The following is a 16,235-nucleotide window of genomic DNA, read 5'->3' as shown; positions in this document are numbered from 1 at the left end:
GAATGGGAACAAACGGTTTATCCCTATACTTTTCAGGCATGATTTGGGTAGGATGCCGCGCGAAAATTGAAAACGTAAACTGAGCAAAAACCTAACGAATAAGGAGTGTTACTGATGGCAAAAAGTCAGGATTCTCGCAAGGAAACCAAGAAAAAGCCGACCAAAACGATGAAAGAGAAGAGGGCTGAGAAGAAAGCCAAGAAAAAGGGGTAAGTAAGAGCTGGCTGTTATGACATTTGGTCGAATTCAAAAGGCAGGGTCTCATGTAGCTGTGATCACAATCACGTCCTTGCTCATGATCTGGGGAGGCTTGTTAGGTTTTATTACCTATACCAACAGCGTGTCGCACGCAGCGCAAGCTGAACTTCACCCTGTTGATATCACCGAATGGACCGTTCCTTGGGAGGGAACTCGTCCACGTGACCCCTTTGTGGCGACTGACCGCCGTGTGTGGTTTGTCGGGCAGGCTGGAGATTACCTGGCCGTTCTTGACCCTCAAACCGGCACGTTCCGTCAATATCCCTTGGACCCTGGTACAGGTCCTCATAATCTCATCGTTGATCCGGAAGGGTTCGTGTGGTACGCGGGGAATCGGACAGCCCATATCGGAAAACTGAATCCTTCGACGGGCCGCATCGTTAAATATCCTATGCCCAACGCGAGCGCCATGGACCCCCATACGCTGGTGTTCGGAGAACCTGGAACGATTTGGTTTACCGTTCAGCATGGAAACTACATTGGCCGATTGACCATGAACTCGGGAAGCGTTCTCTTGACGCCACTGCTATCACAGAATGCACGGCCTTATGGCATCGTGGTGGACGAAGCCAAGGTGCCGTGGTTTACTGAATTCGGCACGAATAAACTGGGAACGGTTAATCCTCAGACGAATTCAGTCCAGGAAATCTCATTGCCTCGTCCTGAGGTCCGCCCGAGGCGTTTGGCCATTACCTCGGATGGAGGCGTGTGGTATGTCGATTACGCGGGAGGATACTTCGGGAGATTCAATCCTCAGACGGCAACCGTGAAAGAATGGCCGGCTCCATCAAACGAAGACAGTCGCCCGTATGGGATAGCAGTCGATGACCGTGATCGAATCTGGTTCGTCGAAACTGGAGTGCTTCCCAATCGATTGATTGGATTCGATACGCAAACTGAACAGGTTATCAGTATGACCGCAATCAAGAGTGGCGGTGGCACCGTCCGTCATATGTTCTATCATCAGACAACACAAACCGTGTGGTTTGGTACTGATGCCAATACCATTGCCCGTGTGATCCTTCCTTGATGTCCTAGCTTGAAAAAGGGACATCCTACCTTTCTGGAAATGCACGTCAGGCTTTTTCTGCTTGGCGGGTCCATCACCCACACTCCTCCGGCAAGCTCTTTGTAATGCAGTTTTCGATGACAACCCGCATAAGTAGCGTATCTCGTCATTTCTGATTCTGTAGTATACTACGAAAATAGGTTGTCCAAATTTACTGAGGAGGTGAATATGTCACAGCGTCCATGCGTCAACGTCAGAATCGAGCGAATGGCGGTCAGCATTATCACGATGCTTATGGTGAGTATGCTGATGGCTGTTCCAAGCTTGGCTGATGGCAAAGGTACCCATCATGGCCACGATCCAGAAAAGAAGCTTGAGCAGTTAACGAAGCGGTTGGGTCTTAGCCCTGAACAGCAAAGCAAGGTAAAAACCATTTTGCAGGAAAAACATCAAAAGATCGAAGAACTGCACAAGCAAATCCAAGAAGTCCGAAAACAGGCTCGATCTCAAATTGAAGCCCAATTAACCCCCGAGCAAGCAGAAAAATTCAAAAAGCGTCAAGGAAAAGGGGGCCATGGAAAGAAAAAGGGCAAAGGCCGGCATGGCAAAAATCACAAGAATAAACATCAGCAGCAGAATGGTGAACAAGACGACGAGGACTAAATCTGAATAACGGCTATGCGGTCGTGGGAACGTCTGTGAGAGAGGGGAGGTAGCTCCTTGTCTCCCAAGCTCCCAGAAGCTATTTCCCACGATCGTATCGCGTTGAGCTCCAACCTTGGCTTTGCAACAGGGGGGCTTATGCGATGAGTCAGCCAGTCCCTCTTGCCTACTTGTTGTAGCGTCTTCCCTCCCTTATATCACTCATCGTAGTCGAGCGCGTTGTCGCTGTACATCTCTGAATGTATTGATACCATAAGAGTATTAGGCAACAGTCTATTCTGATTAAGAGTTACTGATGATTCGAAGACCCCTAGTTCTCTCCGCGAAGAAGCGTCATGAGGCCATGCCATGGGTGTTGTGCGTGATGATGGCAGGTGCTGTTGTCGCTGGCTGCGCGAGTTCGAACTCAAAGACCACTGCCCCTTCGTCCGAGGTGAACGCCTCGCAAGAAATCAAACAAACGCCTCCCAAGCGTTCGTTGACCGAGTACAAGCATCTGGTCATCGTGCCTTTGCAATTTAAGGTCTATGAAACATCCGTTGGTGAAGTCACGGAGGAAATGCCCGATTGGTCCAGACAGGCTCAAACCCATCTGTTGCAGGCATTGAAAAACCGATTTTCGTTTCATGGTTTTTCCAGGGTTTCCGAACTTTCGGTGGAACAATTCTCTGTCGAGCAGACGGAGATTCTACTGGAAATGCAAGCTCTTTTTGATGTCGTCGCACCAAGCATTCAACAACATGTTAAAAACTATGGCGAATCGCATTTTATCGGCAGGAGCATTTCCGACTATACGCTTGGAGACGACTTGGCCAAGCTTCAGGAAGATGCCGATGCATACGTCTTACTCCATGGCTTTGATCAAATTTCTTCGGGAGGGCGAAAGGCCAAACAAGTGGTCACGACATTATTGCTAGCAATCTTGGGGGTGGCCACGGTCCCGCAGGGAGGAGTGACGACTGGAGTGCTTGGAGTGGTCGATGCGAAAACCGGTGCTGTGTTGTGGTTAAATTCCTTGGCTCGTCGCGGTGGATATGATATCAGGACGGAAGAAGGGGCTAGGGCGTTGATTCAGCACTTGCTGGAGACGTGGTGAGTAGGTTGCAACTGACGTCATGACGGACTCGCTCAAGATTCGTATTGTGATTATCACGTTATTGGGGCTCCCGGGCATGGGATGTGCGGGGGGGGATTTGCATCCTTTTGGGTCTCGAGAGCAACCGGCTTTGAATCTCCTGGATGACGAACAGCGAATTTGGCGGCTGTCTCAAGAGGAACAGGTTCGTTTGGATCGTAGCGATCAGGTCTACGACAACGAAGTCATTACAACATACGTGAATCAGGTCGCGGATCACGTGATGCCTGAGTCACTCAGGACAGCCGGGTTACAGGTGCAGGTGCGAATTTTACGCAATCCTTTGTTGAACGCCTTCGCATTTCCACATGGGGTGATTTATCTCCACACAGGTATATTGGCTCGCATGGAAAATGAAGCGCAGCTGGCGACTTTGTTGGGACATGAGATGACCCACGCCAGCCATCGGCATGCGATTCAGAACATGCGGACGATAAAAACGACCTCCAATACGCTTGGGACTGTTAGCGTCGTTCTTGTTCCATTCGGCCCTTTGGGAGGACTGGCGATGGTACTGGGGAATATTGGAGGGATGGCGGCGGTGACGGGGTATTCACGTTCGTTTGAAGCAGAGGCCGATCGAGTCGGATTAGAGCTCGTGGTGGCGGCCGGGTACGACCCGCATGAGTCCCCGAAGCTCTTCGAACATCTTAAGCAAGATCTTGAAGAACAGGACCTTGATGAGCCTTTTTTCTTCGGAACGCACCCTCGTCTGACTGATCGTATCGAGCAATATCAGGAAAGTCTTGAAGAACGTTTTTCGAATACATCAGGGGAAACGCATCAAGAAATTTTTCTCTCGATGATGCAGCCAGTATTCTTGGAGAATGCAAAACTTGATCTCGCGACAGGTCGATTCATCTCAGCTGAAGCGGGCTTCAAGCGCTATCTGTCCCGCCAACCCGATGATGCACGTGGGCATTACTGGCTCGGAGAAGTCTATCGCCAACGAGGAGATGAGGGGGATGAAGCGATGGCTGTCCAGTCGCTGACGAAGGCGATCGAAGTATCGCCAGTGTTGGCGGATCCACATAGGAGCCTGGGAATCATTCACATGAAACGTCAAGAGTGGAGTCAAGCAGAAAACCAATTCCATCGCTATCTCGAACTTTCTCCAACTGCCCCCGATCGTGAGTTTATTCAAAGTTATGTTGAACAGCTACAGCAACATCACTAACTTTCGCGTCTGTTGTTTCATGGTCCTCGTTACCAGTGGCTGTATCTCTCCCACCTGGGAACCGGTTGCTGGTACGGTTCGAGAGGACACGCTGAACGTGGAAATTGAACTGCCGTCAGACTGGTATCGATTTCGAGACGGTCAGGACGACCTTATTTTTACGAAGCATGGCCTAGGTCTTCAGCAAATCAGTGTCTCTAAAAAAGAGCTAGAAGAATTAAATGAACATGCCAAAAAGACGTTGACCGCTACGATGCTTCCGCATGAAGTCGCGCAGTGGAGCAAAGACGGTTTTCTTGCCGATACGCGCATCATGAATCAGCGTGTGTTGACAATGGGGCTGGCACAACTGGCGGGACATCCCGGTTACCGACTACTCCTGTCTTTTAAGACAACAGAAGGGTTGACGTATCGTATTCTTCAATATGGCTACTTACACGACAAGACCCTGACCCGTTTAACGTACAGAGCCGTCAGTCGTATCTATTTCGATGAAGATTTGCCGATTTTTGAGCAGGTCGTGGCCTCGTATCACGAGTCACATGGGACGTAACATTGAAGTAGATCGCTTCCATCTTCAAAACCAACTATCGATTTCATCGTCCAGCTCAGGCTTACAAGTCTTAAGTTGTTGACTGTACCGGGTGGCGCGGAACTTCACTTTCTTGGCGACTGTTTTGAGCCACGGTTTGCGTTGATAGGTTTTTCGTTCATACCCACCGCGGCCTTCATGGTAGGCAAGATATTGGTCATAGGCATTCCACTTGGAAATCTTGAGTCTTCGCTGAGTGCCATTGGTGTACCATCCGATAAAGTCGATGGCATCTTCAAACTCATCGCGATCGGCGCCTGAATTGCCTGTTTGTTTGGTATAGTCTTCCCAGGCAGGATCTTGCGCCTGTGCGTATCCATAAGCAGACGAATCCCTGGGCAAGGGAATAAGTCCTAAAAACCAGTCTCTGGGCGGTTGGGCGTCATCGATAAACCGCGATTCCTGATGCATGATAGCCATCATCACGAAAATAGGCGTACCCCATTTTTGCTGCGCGTCACGGGCCGCTTCGTACCAGTCCGTTTCACCCCAGAAAATATCGCACAGGTTATCGAGGTTGCTGGGATAGTACGTACGGCACCCAGAGAGCAACATTGCAAGGCCGATGATCGTGATTTTAACGAGAGGTGTTTTCACGATGCGGGAACAGTCACATGCATGGGTGAAGGATCGTGTGTCAGTATATCAAACCATCTCAGACCGCTGCGAATGAGCTGAAGGGAAATGATTGCCCAAGACGTCGTTGCGCGAAATGAAAATAAGCATAAGCCTGATTTGAGGATGCAACCATTAGGATACTGTTGAGAACGGATGTATGATGTGCCGGGAAACGAATAATAACATCGAATATGCCGGCTTGATATGTTGAATGTTGGAATTGATAAGATTGAGGAACGGACGAGCGGCTTGTTTGTTATGGAGTAGAAAGGAACCCATGTTTGGAATCATCCGCAATCGACAAGATGAAACACTCGACTACACGTTCCATCCGGGAGAGGAAGATCAGAAAACTATCGTCGTGATCGGGCATGGGGTCACGGGCAATAAGGACCGTCCGTTTCTTGTCGCGCTGGCGGAAGCCTTGTCATTGAACGGGATTCCAACGCTCAGGATGTCGTTTTCCGGGAATGGCAGCTCGGATGGTCGATTCGAGGATTCCACCATCTCTAAAGAAGCCGAAGACCTGCGAAGTGTGATTGATGCGCTTGCGGAATGGAAGGTTATATATGTTGGCCACAGCATGGGGGGAGCGGTGGGTGTTCTACTGGCTAGCGAAGACTCGCGCATCACGGGGCTGGTTTCACTTGCCGGTATGGTTCACACGGAAGCGTTTGCGCAACGCGAATTTAACGGTGTCAATCCGGGAGAGGGTTTCATGTGGGATGAGCCGACGTGTCCGCTGTCTCAGGCATATATTGACGATATGGCGGCGATTACAACTGTTGTGACCCGCGCTCCTTCGATTCAGGTGCCCTGGCTGCTCGTCCACGGCACGGTGGATGACGTCGTCCCTCTTCAAGATTCATTCGATATCTTTGAACGGGCCAATGAGCCCAAGCAGCTCGTGCAGATTGATGGCGCCGACCACGTGTTCTCCGAACATACGCCCGACATGGTGAAGCCTGTCTGTGAATGGATTCGAAAGGCTATCGGACGCGCTTAGGCAAGTCTTCCTTTTCCTTTTTTTCTTCTGCCTTTTCTTCTGCCGTGACATGATGGTGTTCATCGTGCCAGGTTGGATAATTCCCAGTGCTGCCCGTAAACGGTAAGATCATAAGTCTCAGCCAGGTAAGCTTGGCGGGATTGCGGTATGTTTCCAGTCCGATGGACATACGTTCTTGACCCTTGCTGGGACGGTCAAGATATGTACCGAGGAGTCGATCCCACCATGGAAGGTTAAACCCAAAGTTGCGATTGGTCTCCCGCGGGATAACCGAATGATGAATGCGATGCATGTCCGGAGTGACCACAAGCCATCGAAGCGTTCGGTCGACCTGTGCCGGAATGTACACATTGCTATGGTTGAACATGGCTGTAGCGTTCAACAACACTTCGAAGACGAGCACGGCAAGCGGTGACGCGCCCAGGACGATGACGATTCCTATTTTCAGGAACATGGACAGGACAATTTCCAGCGGGTGAAATCTGATGCCCGTGGTGACGTCAAAATCCAAATCGGAATGGTGCACCATGTGCAATCGCCAGAGAATGGGAACGGCATGCATCAACACATGTTGAAAATAGACCACCAAGTCCAACAGGATAACGGCCAGCATGACTTCTATCCACGAAGGCCAGTCAAGCTGATGGAGGAGTCCGATCTTGTGCTGTCCCGCTACTATCGCCGCCCCGAAGGCTCCCGAAGCTGGGAGAATTCTAATGAGAAGAGCGTTCATGCCGACTAACGACAGATTGATCACCCAGCGCTGAGCTTTGGACGTGTGCAATCGACGGCGGGGAGCCATGAGTTCCCATATGGCCATCACCACCAAGACGCCGACAAATGCGGTGATGCGGATGACGAGGTCTTGATTCATCATCTGGATTGCGTCGTTTCTGAGGATTTACCGGTGACGGCCTTCATCGATAAAGAAATGCGTTTTCTTGACCTGTCGACCTCTAAGACTGAAACTGTGACATGTTGACTAACGTGGACGACCGTATTGGGGTCGCTGACGAACCGGTTGGCGAGTTGACTGATATGGACGAGGCCATCGTGATGTACCCCGATGTCCACGAAAGCGCCAAAAGCAGTCACATTAGTGACGACGCCATTCAGAATCATTCCGGGTTCGACCTGCTCGATGGATTGTACCTTGTCGTGAAAACGCACGGTTTCAAATCGTTCGCGGGGGTCGCGCCCGGGTTTGGCTAATTCGCTGAGAATATCCGTTAACGTTGGCCTGCCGACTTCCGCTGTGATGTAGCGATCGAGGTCGATCGATTGTTGTCGCGTCGAATCCTTCATCAATTCCTTCACGGTGCAGCCCACGTCTTGCGCCATAGTGGTCACCACCGCATACCGTTCGGGATGCACGGCGCTCGCGTCGAGCGGGTGCTCTCCAGCAGGAATCCGCAAAAAGCCTGCGGCTTGTTCAAAAGCTTTAGCCCCCAATCGGGGCACCTTCTTTAAAGCGGTTCTGTTGGGAAATGGCCCATGTTCTTGTCGATACGCGACGATGTTATGGGCCAGTTGCGGACCGATACCCGATACGGCGGTCAAGAGTTGCGGGCTGGCGATATTGACGTCGACTCCGACGCGATTGACGCAACTGACGACCACGTCTTCCAGGCGCTGTTTTAACAGACCTTGATCCACGTCGTGTTGATACTGTCCGACGCCGATGGCTTTAGGGTCGATTTTTACCAGTTCGGCGAGGGGATCCATCAAACGCCGGCCAATGGAGACGGCGCCGCGTACGGTGACATCGTGATCAGGAAACTCTTCACGCGCGACGGCTGATGCAGAATAGACGGACGCACCGCTTTCATTGACCATGATGAGCGGGATGTCCTCTGGCAGGTCTAACTCGCGCAGGAATGTTTCCGTTTCCCGCCCTGCCGTTCCATTGCCTATGGCGATCGCTTCAATCGTGAAACGTTTGCACAGTTCTTGGATCGTTTTTCCCGCTTGAGAGGCATTCCCCGGACCCTGATGAGGGTAGATCGTTTCAGTATGCCGTAATGTCCCCTGCCGATCCAGACAGACCACCTTACACCCCGTGCGAAATCCAGGGTCGATAGCCAAGACCGACTTCTGTCCCAGAGGAGAAGCCATGAGCAACTGTTGAACGTTTTGGCTGAAGACTTCGATGGCTGCTTGATCGGCACGGGCCTTGGTGATGACGCGAGCTTCGGTTTCCATCGAAAGAGAGAGCAGCCGCTTGAAACTTTCCTGAATGGCCAGCACGACTTGATTCGACGCAGGGCTTGTTCCTTTGACGAAGAGTCGATGAAGTATCGCGAACGCGGATTCTTCGGGTACGATCACACGAAGACTGAGAAGGCCTTCTTGCTCGCCACGGCGCATGGCGAGTACGCGATGCGAGGGAGCCGTCGCTACGGGTTCTTCCCAGTCAGCATAGTCGCGAAACTTACTGTCTTGGAGGTCTTTGCCGCGTATCGCGGTCGTGTGAAACCGCCCCTGTTCCAAGTAGAGTGTCCGCATGGATGCACGGGCATTCAGATCTTCGTTAACCCATTCAGCCATAATATCCCGTGCACCGGACAGCGCGTCTTCCGGGGAATCCACCTTCTTCTCTGGATCGAGGTATTTTGCGGCTTCGGTATCCACATTGAGCCGTGCATCTTGTTCCCACAGTGTTTGGGCGAGAGGGGCCAAGCCCTTCTCTTTCGCGATCATCGCGCGAGTGCGGCGTTTGGGGCGATAGGGGAGATATAGGTCCTCCAACTCCGATATCGAACTGGCAGCCTGCACTTTTTCCTTTACATCGTCCGTGAGATGTCCTTGTTCTTCAAGCGACGACAGGATCGCTGCGCGACGTTTGTTCAAATCCCGCAATTGGGCGATACGATCCCGAATGGTGGTGATCGCTACTTCGTCCAGAGCGCCAGTTTTTTCTTTTCGGTAGCGGGCCAGAAACGGTACCGTGGCGCCCTCGTCCAGAAGCTCGACCGTGACGCGCACCTGGTTATTCGTAAGACCCAATTCTGATGCAATGATCGTGGTCAGCAATTCTGAAGACATGACAGTCCGTAAGTCCTTCTGGTTAAAAATATGAATAGAATGTGAACATAGCATAGTACACCGCCATCAAGCTTTCATTAAAAGAGGAAGCGAAAAAGGCCATCGTGAATCTATGGTCCAAGGTTATTCTTGACACCCGTGCATGGACCATCTAGTGTGGGTCGCCAGTCAATACACATTCGTAGAGAGGAGAAGAGATACGATGCCGAAATTAATTGAAGATCCTTCTGTCATTACCTCAGCGGGAAACAAGCCCAAGCGGATTGAAGAATACGCGGGAAGAGTTGCGACGCAAGATGAATCGATCAGTGTGGCACGGATGGTCGCGCCTCAAGGCTGGGCAGAGCCAGGCCAGCGGCCGGACTTTACGGAGACGACCGTGGTCTTAAAGGGCATGCTACGCGTCGAACATGAGCAGGGCGCGTTTGATGTCTACGCCGGACAAGCGATCGTCTGTTCTCCGGGAGAATGGGTCCGGTATAGTTCCCCCGAACAATGTGGAGCTGAATACATCGCCGTCTGTGTGCCAGCCTTCTCGCCCGACACGGTTCACCGAGATCCCGAATAGCACCTCGAAGCCTTTCGCTCACGTTCATCCTGCTATCAGACCGCTCATCCTCCTCCCTGACCTATCTTGTCTTGACAAATAAGCCGCAATCTCTACGATCGTTCCTGCAAAAACTGGAGCAACACCAATACGATGTCCGAATTGACACTTATGAGAAAAGAGTCAGGAGCTCATAGAAAACAAAAATGTCAAGGCATTCAACAAGGGGAACTCCCCATTTCCCCTCTCATCTTCCAAGGATGAGCGAAACAACAACGTTGCCCCTGCGTCTTTTTTATTTGCCACCAGAGAGATGGGGACTCAACTGTCGAGGAATAATACACTAACAAAAGATTTGACCCCTTTTCCAGTAATTCCAGTAAGACTATGACGCGTGGATCGATCCTACCTACCAAGACACTGCCTTTCTTGAACAACTTCTCACCCCGTACGCACAAAACGATCTCACCTGCTATCCCGTGAGTCTCGCTGTCAATAATGTGCGGCAAGATGGGCCGAATTGTATTATGTCGATGGAGTAAGTCCGTGTGCCCGGCCACGATAGACATGCCCAGGCACACGATTGCTTTAGAATTCTTCCGACCGTCGACTTCCTGGAACTACCATCTCACTACCCGGCACGACCTGTGGGGCAGATGTTGCAGTTTGCCCTGGCGTTGACGCTAAGATCGCGAGTGCATACACCTCGTCTTGACGTGTGACGAGTTCAGAAAAGCGGGGACCAAGTATGGACGCTCGCACGCGTCGATCAGCTCCAGGGTCCTCATCGAGATCTTCTAACGAAATATCATTCGTCACATTAATCTCATACGGGTCCGGCCCCGCCTGGATGACGGCATAAGAAAAGGGAAGAAACCCTTGGAGAAATGTAAAAGTGTGGAGGGGATACGCGGGCCATTCCCAGTTCAATGGCAGTTCCCCTGCATCACTGGCTCTCAGTTCGAGACTGAGACGAAATTGCGTGTTGGCACGTTGATCCTCAGTGCTAAAGATCACTTGCCCCGTGACCTGGGCTCGGACGTGGCCTGCGCGTGGTTGGAACGGATCGAAACGTAAGACGAGGTTATTAATCGTAGCCATGGCCTACTCCTTTCGTTGAGCACACAAGAAAGAAAAAATGATGTCCTCCCATGTTTCTCATAGAGCAAGAGATGTACCAATCCGAGAGACCAAGACAAGGCTTGGTTTTCTTGAAGAAAGGGAGTCGGGAGAGAAGGCGATGGACAGTCGGAATAACGAAACAGATACAATGCGTCTAAAAAACGATACAGCAGCCGTAGTATTGAGAATACATCATCCCTCTCATATCGCCGACGTTGACCTCACCAGTGGCAATATGTTTTCAACGTTTTGGGTGAAGATCCATGTATTCAGGTGTTTCTCTTTAATGGAATCTTGTTGAGTGCCTGCTGCAGACTCTCCAGAGAATTTGATGGAAGAACAGGCTTCAGGCGGTCCGTGAGCGTGGAGGACAGCTGTCGGGTTTTCCCGCTGTGCGGATCCTGGGGCACTGGAGAGACACTCGATGTGAGCAACGGTTTGACCGCCTTCTGGCGCTTCACGCGTGCTGGTAAGGCCTCGAAGAGAATTTGTTTGAGCACGCGATTGCGTTGCTGTTTGGGAATCTTCTCAATGGGAAGGGGGTCGAGTCTTTTGTTATTACATTCTTATTCGACAGTTTTCGTAAGCATTGTCCTCCTCAAACCAGGACGAGGGCAATGTTTCGAGTACAGGCATAACGCATCTTGGAGCTCCAATAATTTATCCAAGAAGCAGAAATTGCACTGATTTTGCGGTTTCTCCATGGCTTTGGTCTTGGTCCCCAACATGTCCTTGAGACATTTCTTTAGGTAAGGTTCAATGTCTGGATCCTTGCTGCCTGTGTTCGAAATAATTAGCTTGTAGGGGGTTTTGGTCTTCAGCTAGCGTGTTCATTCTTGATGAATGAGCCCCCATGCTACAATAAAAAATTGACGAGGGTAATGTTTGTACGGTAACCGGAAGGGGGTCAAGTCTTTTGTTATTGCATTCTTATTCGACAGTTTTCGTAAGCATTGTCCTCCTCCAGTCTTTAACAAAGGCAAGGAAAGCTTTGAGGACGGATATACCAAATGTGAGTTCGGTTGTTATGTAAAGGAAATTCTTGGGATTTGCTCAAAGGAGGATACACGTAAATGTTCAAAATTTTTTAAGCCGCAGTCTTATCCTGTTCTGCAATACGACAATGAACACTCATGTTTCATGCAAAGTTGTTTGTGGAATGATCAGGACTATGAAAATATCGGTGGATGTTCTGCAGCGTTGAAGGAACTATGCCCTGCGCCTCAATATTGATTCGATTCGTCATTTGACATGAACTTTGGAGGCAGGGATGAATATTGACATTTTACTGAGCCCCCAGGACTCCCACAGTTCCCCCCAACTCTCCTAAAATATACAAACGTGGGCAAAGATTACAGCTCTGAGGACTAACGATTCTTTAACTATTCTCAGCCTTCAAGTTCTGTTCTCTATAGGGGAATATGAAGCTTACGCATGGTGAGAAAAGGGGCGTTTTCTCATACGTATTCATTATTAGGTGTCAGTTTTACTTTTTTCTGGATGATGCTGGTGGCTTTCTTTGTGCAGCCAAGAGTCGATTATGCAGGAAGTCCGCTTCCTGAACTAATGTGGGCTCCAGCTCGCTGATACGCGTCGGTAAATCCATTTGTCCATGTTTGATTGTCAGAACGATAATGGCCCTTTTCATTTCAATGCAAACCAGAAAATGTTCTCGAACTCGATAGAACTTCAGGTGAGGGGAAATTTCAAGCTTGTGGCGTAGCAACTCTGGCTGGTCCTGTAAGAGTGATAAGGCGGTTTGAATGTCTTTAAGATATCGGTCGGCGGTTCTCTTTCCCCATCGTTGGATCGAATAGTCTTGGATTTCTTGAAGATCGTAGTGGGCTCTATCGGTAAGTTTGATGACAACCGACACGGCTACACCCTACGTTTTCGAAATCTGGCCATATCAGCTTTTAAGTCTCCCGAAAATGACGAGGTTCGGCCTGCAATGGCATCTTGGTACCCTTCGAGGATTCCCGCACGCAGTTCAGCTGCTTCCATACGTTGTTTTTTTTCTCGCAGGACATCTCGCATAAATTCTGTAGGTGTGGCATACAGAGTTCCATCGCCACAGTTCCGATCGATGAATGCCCGTAGTTCATCGGTTAATGTCAGATTGAGACTGCTACTCATTGGCCTTTTGCCTCCTTTTCCATTTTCTTCATTATGACCCGTACATTGAATATCGTCAATATTTGTCGTATATAGAAGTGAGAACAACAGAGAATTGCTCAGGAAAGTGATTATAGATGGTAGAAAACAGCCGGTAGATAGGCAAAGCGAAAAGAGTCTCCCCCTTCAGGCCACTCAAATACGGGTCTTTTGTTGTTACATTCTTATTCGACAGTTTTCGTAAGCATTGTCCTCCTCAAACCAGGACGAGGGCAATGTTTCGAGTACAGACATAACGTATCTTGGAGCTCCAATAATTTATCCAAGAAGCAGAAATTGCGCTGATTTTTGTGGTTTCTCCGCGGCTTTGGTCTCGGTCTCCAACATGTCTTTGAGACTTTTCTTTAGGTAAGGTTCAATGTCTGGAGCCTTGCTGCCTGTGTTCGAAATAATTAGCTTGTAAGGAGTTTTGGTTTTCAACTAGCGTGTTCATTCATTGATGAATGAGCCCCCATGCTACAATAAAAAATTGACGAGGGTAATGTTTGTACGGTAACCGAGCCGACTGTCAGGCGAATGGTTGGGCGAACTCTTAGTGAGCGGATTGAAGCCCGGTTTTCACTAGATAGGTGGAACGTTTCATTCCTTGTGCCGCTGCGGCTGCATCAATGGCCGGTAATTCGCGTTCAGTCATCGTCAGATTGACCCGCACCGTTCTGTCAGGTTGTTGAAGGCTCACGAGAAACGCCACTCCGTTGGCAAAGTCCGGCGATTTCATGATGACTTCCAGGCTCGAAGGTCTGGGAATAGCTATACCGTCTTCTTGCAACCCTTCAACATGAAGGGCCAGTGCCTCAGCGGCCATATTCTTTGCGTCATCGACGGTTCCTCCTGCTATGACACAACCTGGAAAGTCAGGAAAGCTGACTCCGTAGTGACTCCCTTCGTCCTTGTGGATAATCGCAACATAGTCCATTGTGTTCTTCCTCTCCTTGTGAGTGGCTTACCGCAGTACAAGGCCGCTCTGTTTTTCAATACTCTTCAGTGTTCCGATCGGGATGTGGCATTTGGGATGGGTTATTCGACTCTTTTTGTTGGGATGTGCAAATTGGCTGTGACTGCCTTTCTTGGCAACCTGAACCCATCCGTTCTTTTTGAGCGCTTTGATGAGAGCGTTGCTGTTTATGCGGTCATCTATGCTTTAAAATGCACACGAATACACATTGATGCAAGAAGGAGTAGTGTAGGCGAGTGTGGTTGGTTCAGCATCCTCCCTTCAATCGGTCCAGTCGTTCTTTTTTGACTTCGATCCAAAGGCTCTTTTCCCGTGTGACATGCACGGCTCCGGCTTTTAGCCCTTTCGGTTTCTTGACGAATTTGCGAAGGGTGTAAATCACTTCGCCCTTTCCACTTTTCTTGAGGTCGCTGTAAAACAGGGCCAACGTGGCCGCATCGCGTAATGTTTCATGCGGGACTTCCGTGGCTTTCTCAAGCCGGACGACCACATGGGAACCAGGGCAGCCCCGTGCATGAAGCCACAGATCGTCAGGTTTGGCGATTTTTAGGGTGAGTGTGTCGTTGTCTTTCGCGCTTTTCCCGACGAATATCAGCAAGCCGTCAAACGATTCGAATAGGCGATAGGGTTTGGCTCGTACCGAAGCCTTTTCCTTTTCAGCGGCCTTGTGTTGCGTTCGTATTGCCTGTGCCGGTTGTGGGTCTGCCTTCTTTGTGTGAGGTCGTTCTTTTTTGGCATGTTCTGGAGCAAGCTGAAACGCGTTGTCGTCTTTTGGATGATCGGACGGCGGTCCGTTAACCAGCACCTCCAGTTCCTCCTGTTCTAATTTTGAGAGTTCTGCCTTCACCGTTTTAATTTCATCGTGTGTCCGCTCTAATCGGGGCTGAAGATGTTCCTGAGCCGAGAGGTATTTCCGGTATTTCCGAAAGTAATCTTCCATATTCCACACGGCATCATGTAACGCGTTGAGCGGAAGCGAGAGAGTGGGCATCGAGGGGTCAAAATAATCAACAACCTGAACGACGGTCTGGCGTGGTTCGATCGCATGCAACTGGCTTTTTAGCAGCTCTCCGTACCGTCGATATTCACGGTAGGTTTCAGCTTTCAATAGGTCAGCTTCAAGCGTCCGTTCACGCCGTACGGCTTGCTTGAGTTTTTTTCGAAGCGTTGCCGATTGGGTTCGAAACCATGCTAGCCTTTTATCGGATGCTTGTGCGAACTGGTGTTGTTCTTCGAGCTTTGCGGAAACGGGAAATCGCTTGGCAAAGGTATTCGGGGCGGACTTGCCTTGTTTATCTTGTGTCGGTTGTTCTTGTTCGCAAATATCTGACAGAGTCGTGGGACTGGATGGAACATGCCTGGCGGAACGCTGTGGCGCCATGTAGACTTGACCGGTTTCTATCTTTGAGGATTTCAAGGACCGCAAAATTTCCCAGGATTCATTCAGAACATGAACATTTGATTGGTTTCCGGTGAGGGCTACCACCACGGTGTAGGTCATCGAGGATTTCGTGATGGTGAGGTACAGAATACGGTCATCCGGCTCCTGCGCTATCCTCGTTATGCGTCCTCCTTCAATGTGAGAGCGAAGATATTGACAAAATTGTAACGGAGTTTGAGGGTTTTGAAATTTGAGTGAGGACAGGTGGATGCGTGCATAGCCGCGCTCAAGGGAGATAAAAAGGCAGTGCGTATCACCTGGAATGCGGACGTTCAGCGTCAGGATACACGGATCTGGTTGATGGATCTTTTGAATAATCCCATCGGTGAGTGTCCGTTGAAGTTCTTCAACGACTGCAGCACATTCTGCGAGAGAGATGATCATGAGAGAATCTGGTGAGAAAGAGTTTGTCCCTTGAAGGCCTTGTTGACTGATGCACTCAGCTCACGTACTGTGGCGCAGCTTGTGGAAAGGCATGATAGGATGAGGAGG

The 16,235-nt window shown here is 50.0% G+C and carries 17 protein-coding genes; 7 read left to right on the top strand and 10 right to left on the bottom strand.

What is annotated here, in order from left to right; translation table 11 throughout:
- Window positions 1–229 precede the first annotated feature (229 nt).
- The 5 genes from MRJ96_15910 (at window position 230) to MRJ96_15890 (ending at window position 4,795) form a co-directional block, all read left to right on the top strand.
- Complete coding sequence (locus MRJ96_15910; GenBank protein ID MDR4502930.1) at window positions 230–1,288, top strand: hypothetical protein; 1,059 nt, start codon at window positions 230–232, stop codon at window positions 1,286–1,288.
- Window positions 1,289–1,570: 282 nt separating this feature from the next.
- A complete protein-coding gene (locus MRJ96_15905; protein ID MDR4502929.1) occupies window positions 1,571–1,930 on the top strand; it encodes a periplasmic heavy metal sensor in 360 nt (119 codons plus the stop codon).
- 295 nt (window positions 1,931–2,225) lie between these two features.
- Window positions 2,226–3,026, top strand: coding sequence for a hypothetical protein (locus tag MRJ96_15900; protein ID MDR4502928.1), 801 nt, complete (start codon window positions 2,226–2,228; stop codon window positions 3,024–3,026).
- 19 nt (window positions 3,027–3,045) lie between these two features.
- Window positions 3,046–4,242 (top strand): M48 family metalloprotease, encoded by a 1,197-nt coding sequence (locus MRJ96_15895; protein MDR4502927.1) that lies wholly within the window; start codon window positions 3,046–3,048, stop codon window positions 4,240–4,242.
- 97 nt (window positions 4,243–4,339) lie between these two features.
- Window positions 4,340–4,795 carry a hypothetical protein gene (locus MRJ96_15890; GenBank protein ID MDR4502926.1) on the top strand — a complete coding sequence of 152 codons (456 nt, stop codon included), beginning with the start codon at window positions 4,340–4,342 and terminating at the stop codon, window positions 4,793–4,795.
- A gap of 24 nt (window positions 4,796–4,819) precedes the next feature.
- Here the strand turns inward: MRJ96_15890 and MRJ96_15885 are convergent, their stop codons facing one another.
- On the bottom strand, window positions 4,820–5,431 hold the full coding sequence (locus MRJ96_15885; GenBank protein ID MDR4502925.1) for a hypothetical protein: 612 nt from the start codon (window positions 5,429–5,431) through the stop codon (window positions 4,820–4,822).
- 298 nt (window positions 5,432–5,729) lie between these two features.
- On the opposite strand from MRJ96_15885, the gene MRJ96_15880 reads away from it, so the two are divergent.
- A complete protein-coding gene (locus MRJ96_15880; GenBank protein ID MDR4502924.1) occupies window positions 5,730–6,458 on the top strand; it encodes an alpha/beta fold hydrolase in 729 nt (242 codons plus the stop codon).
- Here the strand turns inward: MRJ96_15880 and MRJ96_15875 are convergent.
- Both MRJ96_15875 and MRJ96_15870 read right to left on the bottom strand, forming a co-directional pair.
- Window positions 6,442–7,335, bottom strand: a complete 894-nt coding sequence (locus MRJ96_15875) for a sterol desaturase family protein (protein ID MDR4502923.1) — start codon at window positions 7,333–7,335, stop codon at window positions 6,442–6,444. The two genes, MRJ96_15880 and MRJ96_15875, sit on opposite strands and share 17 nt — an antisense overlap.
- Entirely contained in the window at window positions 7,332–9,503 is a 2,172-nt protein-coding gene (locus MRJ96_15870) for an RNA-binding transcriptional accessory protein (GenBank protein ID MDR4502922.1), read from the bottom strand. The genes MRJ96_15875 and MRJ96_15870 overlap by 4 nt, the downstream gene beginning before the upstream one ends.
- 202 nt (window positions 9,504–9,705) lie before the next feature.
- Here MRJ96_15870 and MRJ96_15865 point away from each other — a divergent pair, with 202 nt between their 5' ends.
- Complete coding sequence (locus tag MRJ96_15865; GenBank protein ID MDR4502921.1) at window positions 9,706–10,071, top strand: hypothetical protein; 366 nt, start codon at window positions 9,706–9,708, stop codon at window positions 10,069–10,071.
- Window positions 10,072–10,638: 567 nt separating this feature from the next.
- Here the strand turns inward: MRJ96_15865 and MRJ96_15860 are convergent.
- From MRJ96_15860 to MRJ96_15830, 7 genes are all read right to left on the bottom strand, one after another.
- Window positions 10,639–11,151: a hypothetical protein gene (locus MRJ96_15860; protein MDR4502920.1), complete on the bottom strand. Its 513-nt coding sequence runs from the start codon at window positions 11,149–11,151 to the stop codon at window positions 10,639–10,641.
- A gap of 290 nt (window positions 11,152–11,441) precedes the next feature.
- Window positions 11,442–11,672: a hypothetical protein gene (locus MRJ96_15855; GenBank protein MDR4502919.1), complete on the bottom strand. Its 231-nt coding sequence runs from the start codon at window positions 11,670–11,672 to the stop codon at window positions 11,442–11,444.
- A 986-nt stretch (window positions 11,673–12,658) separates the two neighbouring features.
- The gene (locus MRJ96_15850) at window positions 12,659–13,048 is read right to left on the bottom strand and encodes a type II toxin-antitoxin system RelE/ParE family toxin (GenBank protein ID MDR4502918.1); all 390 of its coding nucleotides are present in this window, start codon (window positions 13,046–13,048) and stop codon (window positions 12,659–12,661) included.
- 2 nt (window positions 13,049–13,050) lie between these two features.
- On the bottom strand, window positions 13,051–13,308 hold the full coding sequence (locus tag MRJ96_15845) for a hypothetical protein (GenBank protein ID MDR4502917.1): 258 nt from the start codon (window positions 13,306–13,308) through the stop codon (window positions 13,051–13,053).
- Window positions 13,309–13,879: 571 nt separating this feature from the next.
- A complete protein-coding gene (locus MRJ96_15840) occupies window positions 13,880–14,263 on the bottom strand; it encodes a type II toxin-antitoxin system HicB family antitoxin (GenBank protein ID MDR4502916.1) in 384 nt (127 codons plus the stop codon).
- 27 nt (window positions 14,264–14,290) lie between these two features.
- Window positions 14,291–14,455, bottom strand: coding sequence for a type II toxin-antitoxin system HicA family toxin (locus tag MRJ96_15835; GenBank protein ID MDR4502915.1), 165 nt, complete (start codon window positions 14,453–14,455; stop codon window positions 14,291–14,293).
- 94 nt (window positions 14,456–14,549) lie between these two features.
- Entirely contained in the window at window positions 14,550–16,127 is a 1,578-nt protein-coding gene (locus MRJ96_15830; GenBank protein MDR4502914.1) for an NFACT family protein, read from the bottom strand.
- Window positions 16,128–16,235: the final 108 nt, after the last annotated feature.

Source organism: Nitrospirales bacterium (genome assembly GCA_031315865.1).
GTDB lineage: Bacteria > Nitrospirota > Nitrospiria > Nitrospirales > UBA8639 > JAGQKC01.
Note: the sequence above shows the minus strand (reverse complement) of the source record. Positions and strands in the feature narration are given on the sequence as shown.

Coding starts and splice junctions, on each gene's coding strand:
- MRJ96_15910 (MDR4502930.1), top strand. CDS start 230: ATGACATTTGGTCGAATTCAAAAGGCAGGGTCTCATGTAGCTGTGATC.
- MRJ96_15905 (MDR4502929.1), top strand. CDS start 1,571: ATGCTGATGGCTGTTCCAAGCTTGGCTGATGGCAAAGGTACCCATCAT.
- MRJ96_15900 (MDR4502928.1), top strand. CDS start 2,226: ATGATTCGAAGACCCCTAGTTCTCTCCGCGAAGAAGCGTCATGAGGCC.
- MRJ96_15895 (MDR4502927.1), top strand. CDS start 3,046: ATGACGGACTCGCTCAAGATTCGTATTGTGATTATCACGTTATTGGGG.
- MRJ96_15880 (MDR4502924.1), top strand. CDS start 5,730: ATGTTTGGAATCATCCGCAATCGACAAGATGAAACACTCGACTACACG.
- MRJ96_15875 (MDR4502923.1), bottom strand. CDS start 7,335: ATGATGAATCAAGACCTCGTCATCCGCATCACCGCATTTGTCGGCGTC.
- MRJ96_15870 (MDR4502922.1), bottom strand. CDS start 9,503: ATGTCTTCAGAATTGCTGACCACGATCATTGCATCAGAATTGGGTCTT.
- MRJ96_15865 (MDR4502921.1), top strand. CDS start 9,706: ATGCCGAAATTAATTGAAGATCCTTCTGTCATTACCTCAGCGGGAAAC.
- MRJ96_15860 (MDR4502920.1), bottom strand. CDS start 11,151: ATGGCTACGATTAATAACCTCGTCTTACGTTTCGATCCGTTCCAACCA.
- MRJ96_15845 (MDR4502917.1), bottom strand. CDS start 13,308: ATGAGTAGCAGTCTCAATCTGACATTAACCGATGAACTACGGGCATTC.
- MRJ96_15840 (MDR4502916.1), bottom strand. CDS start 14,263: ATGGACTATGTTGCGATTATCCACAAGGACGAAGGGAGTCACTACGGA.
- MRJ96_15830 (MDR4502914.1), bottom strand. CDS start 16,127: ATGATCATCTCTCTCGCAGAATGTGCTGCAGTCGTTGAAGAACTTCAA.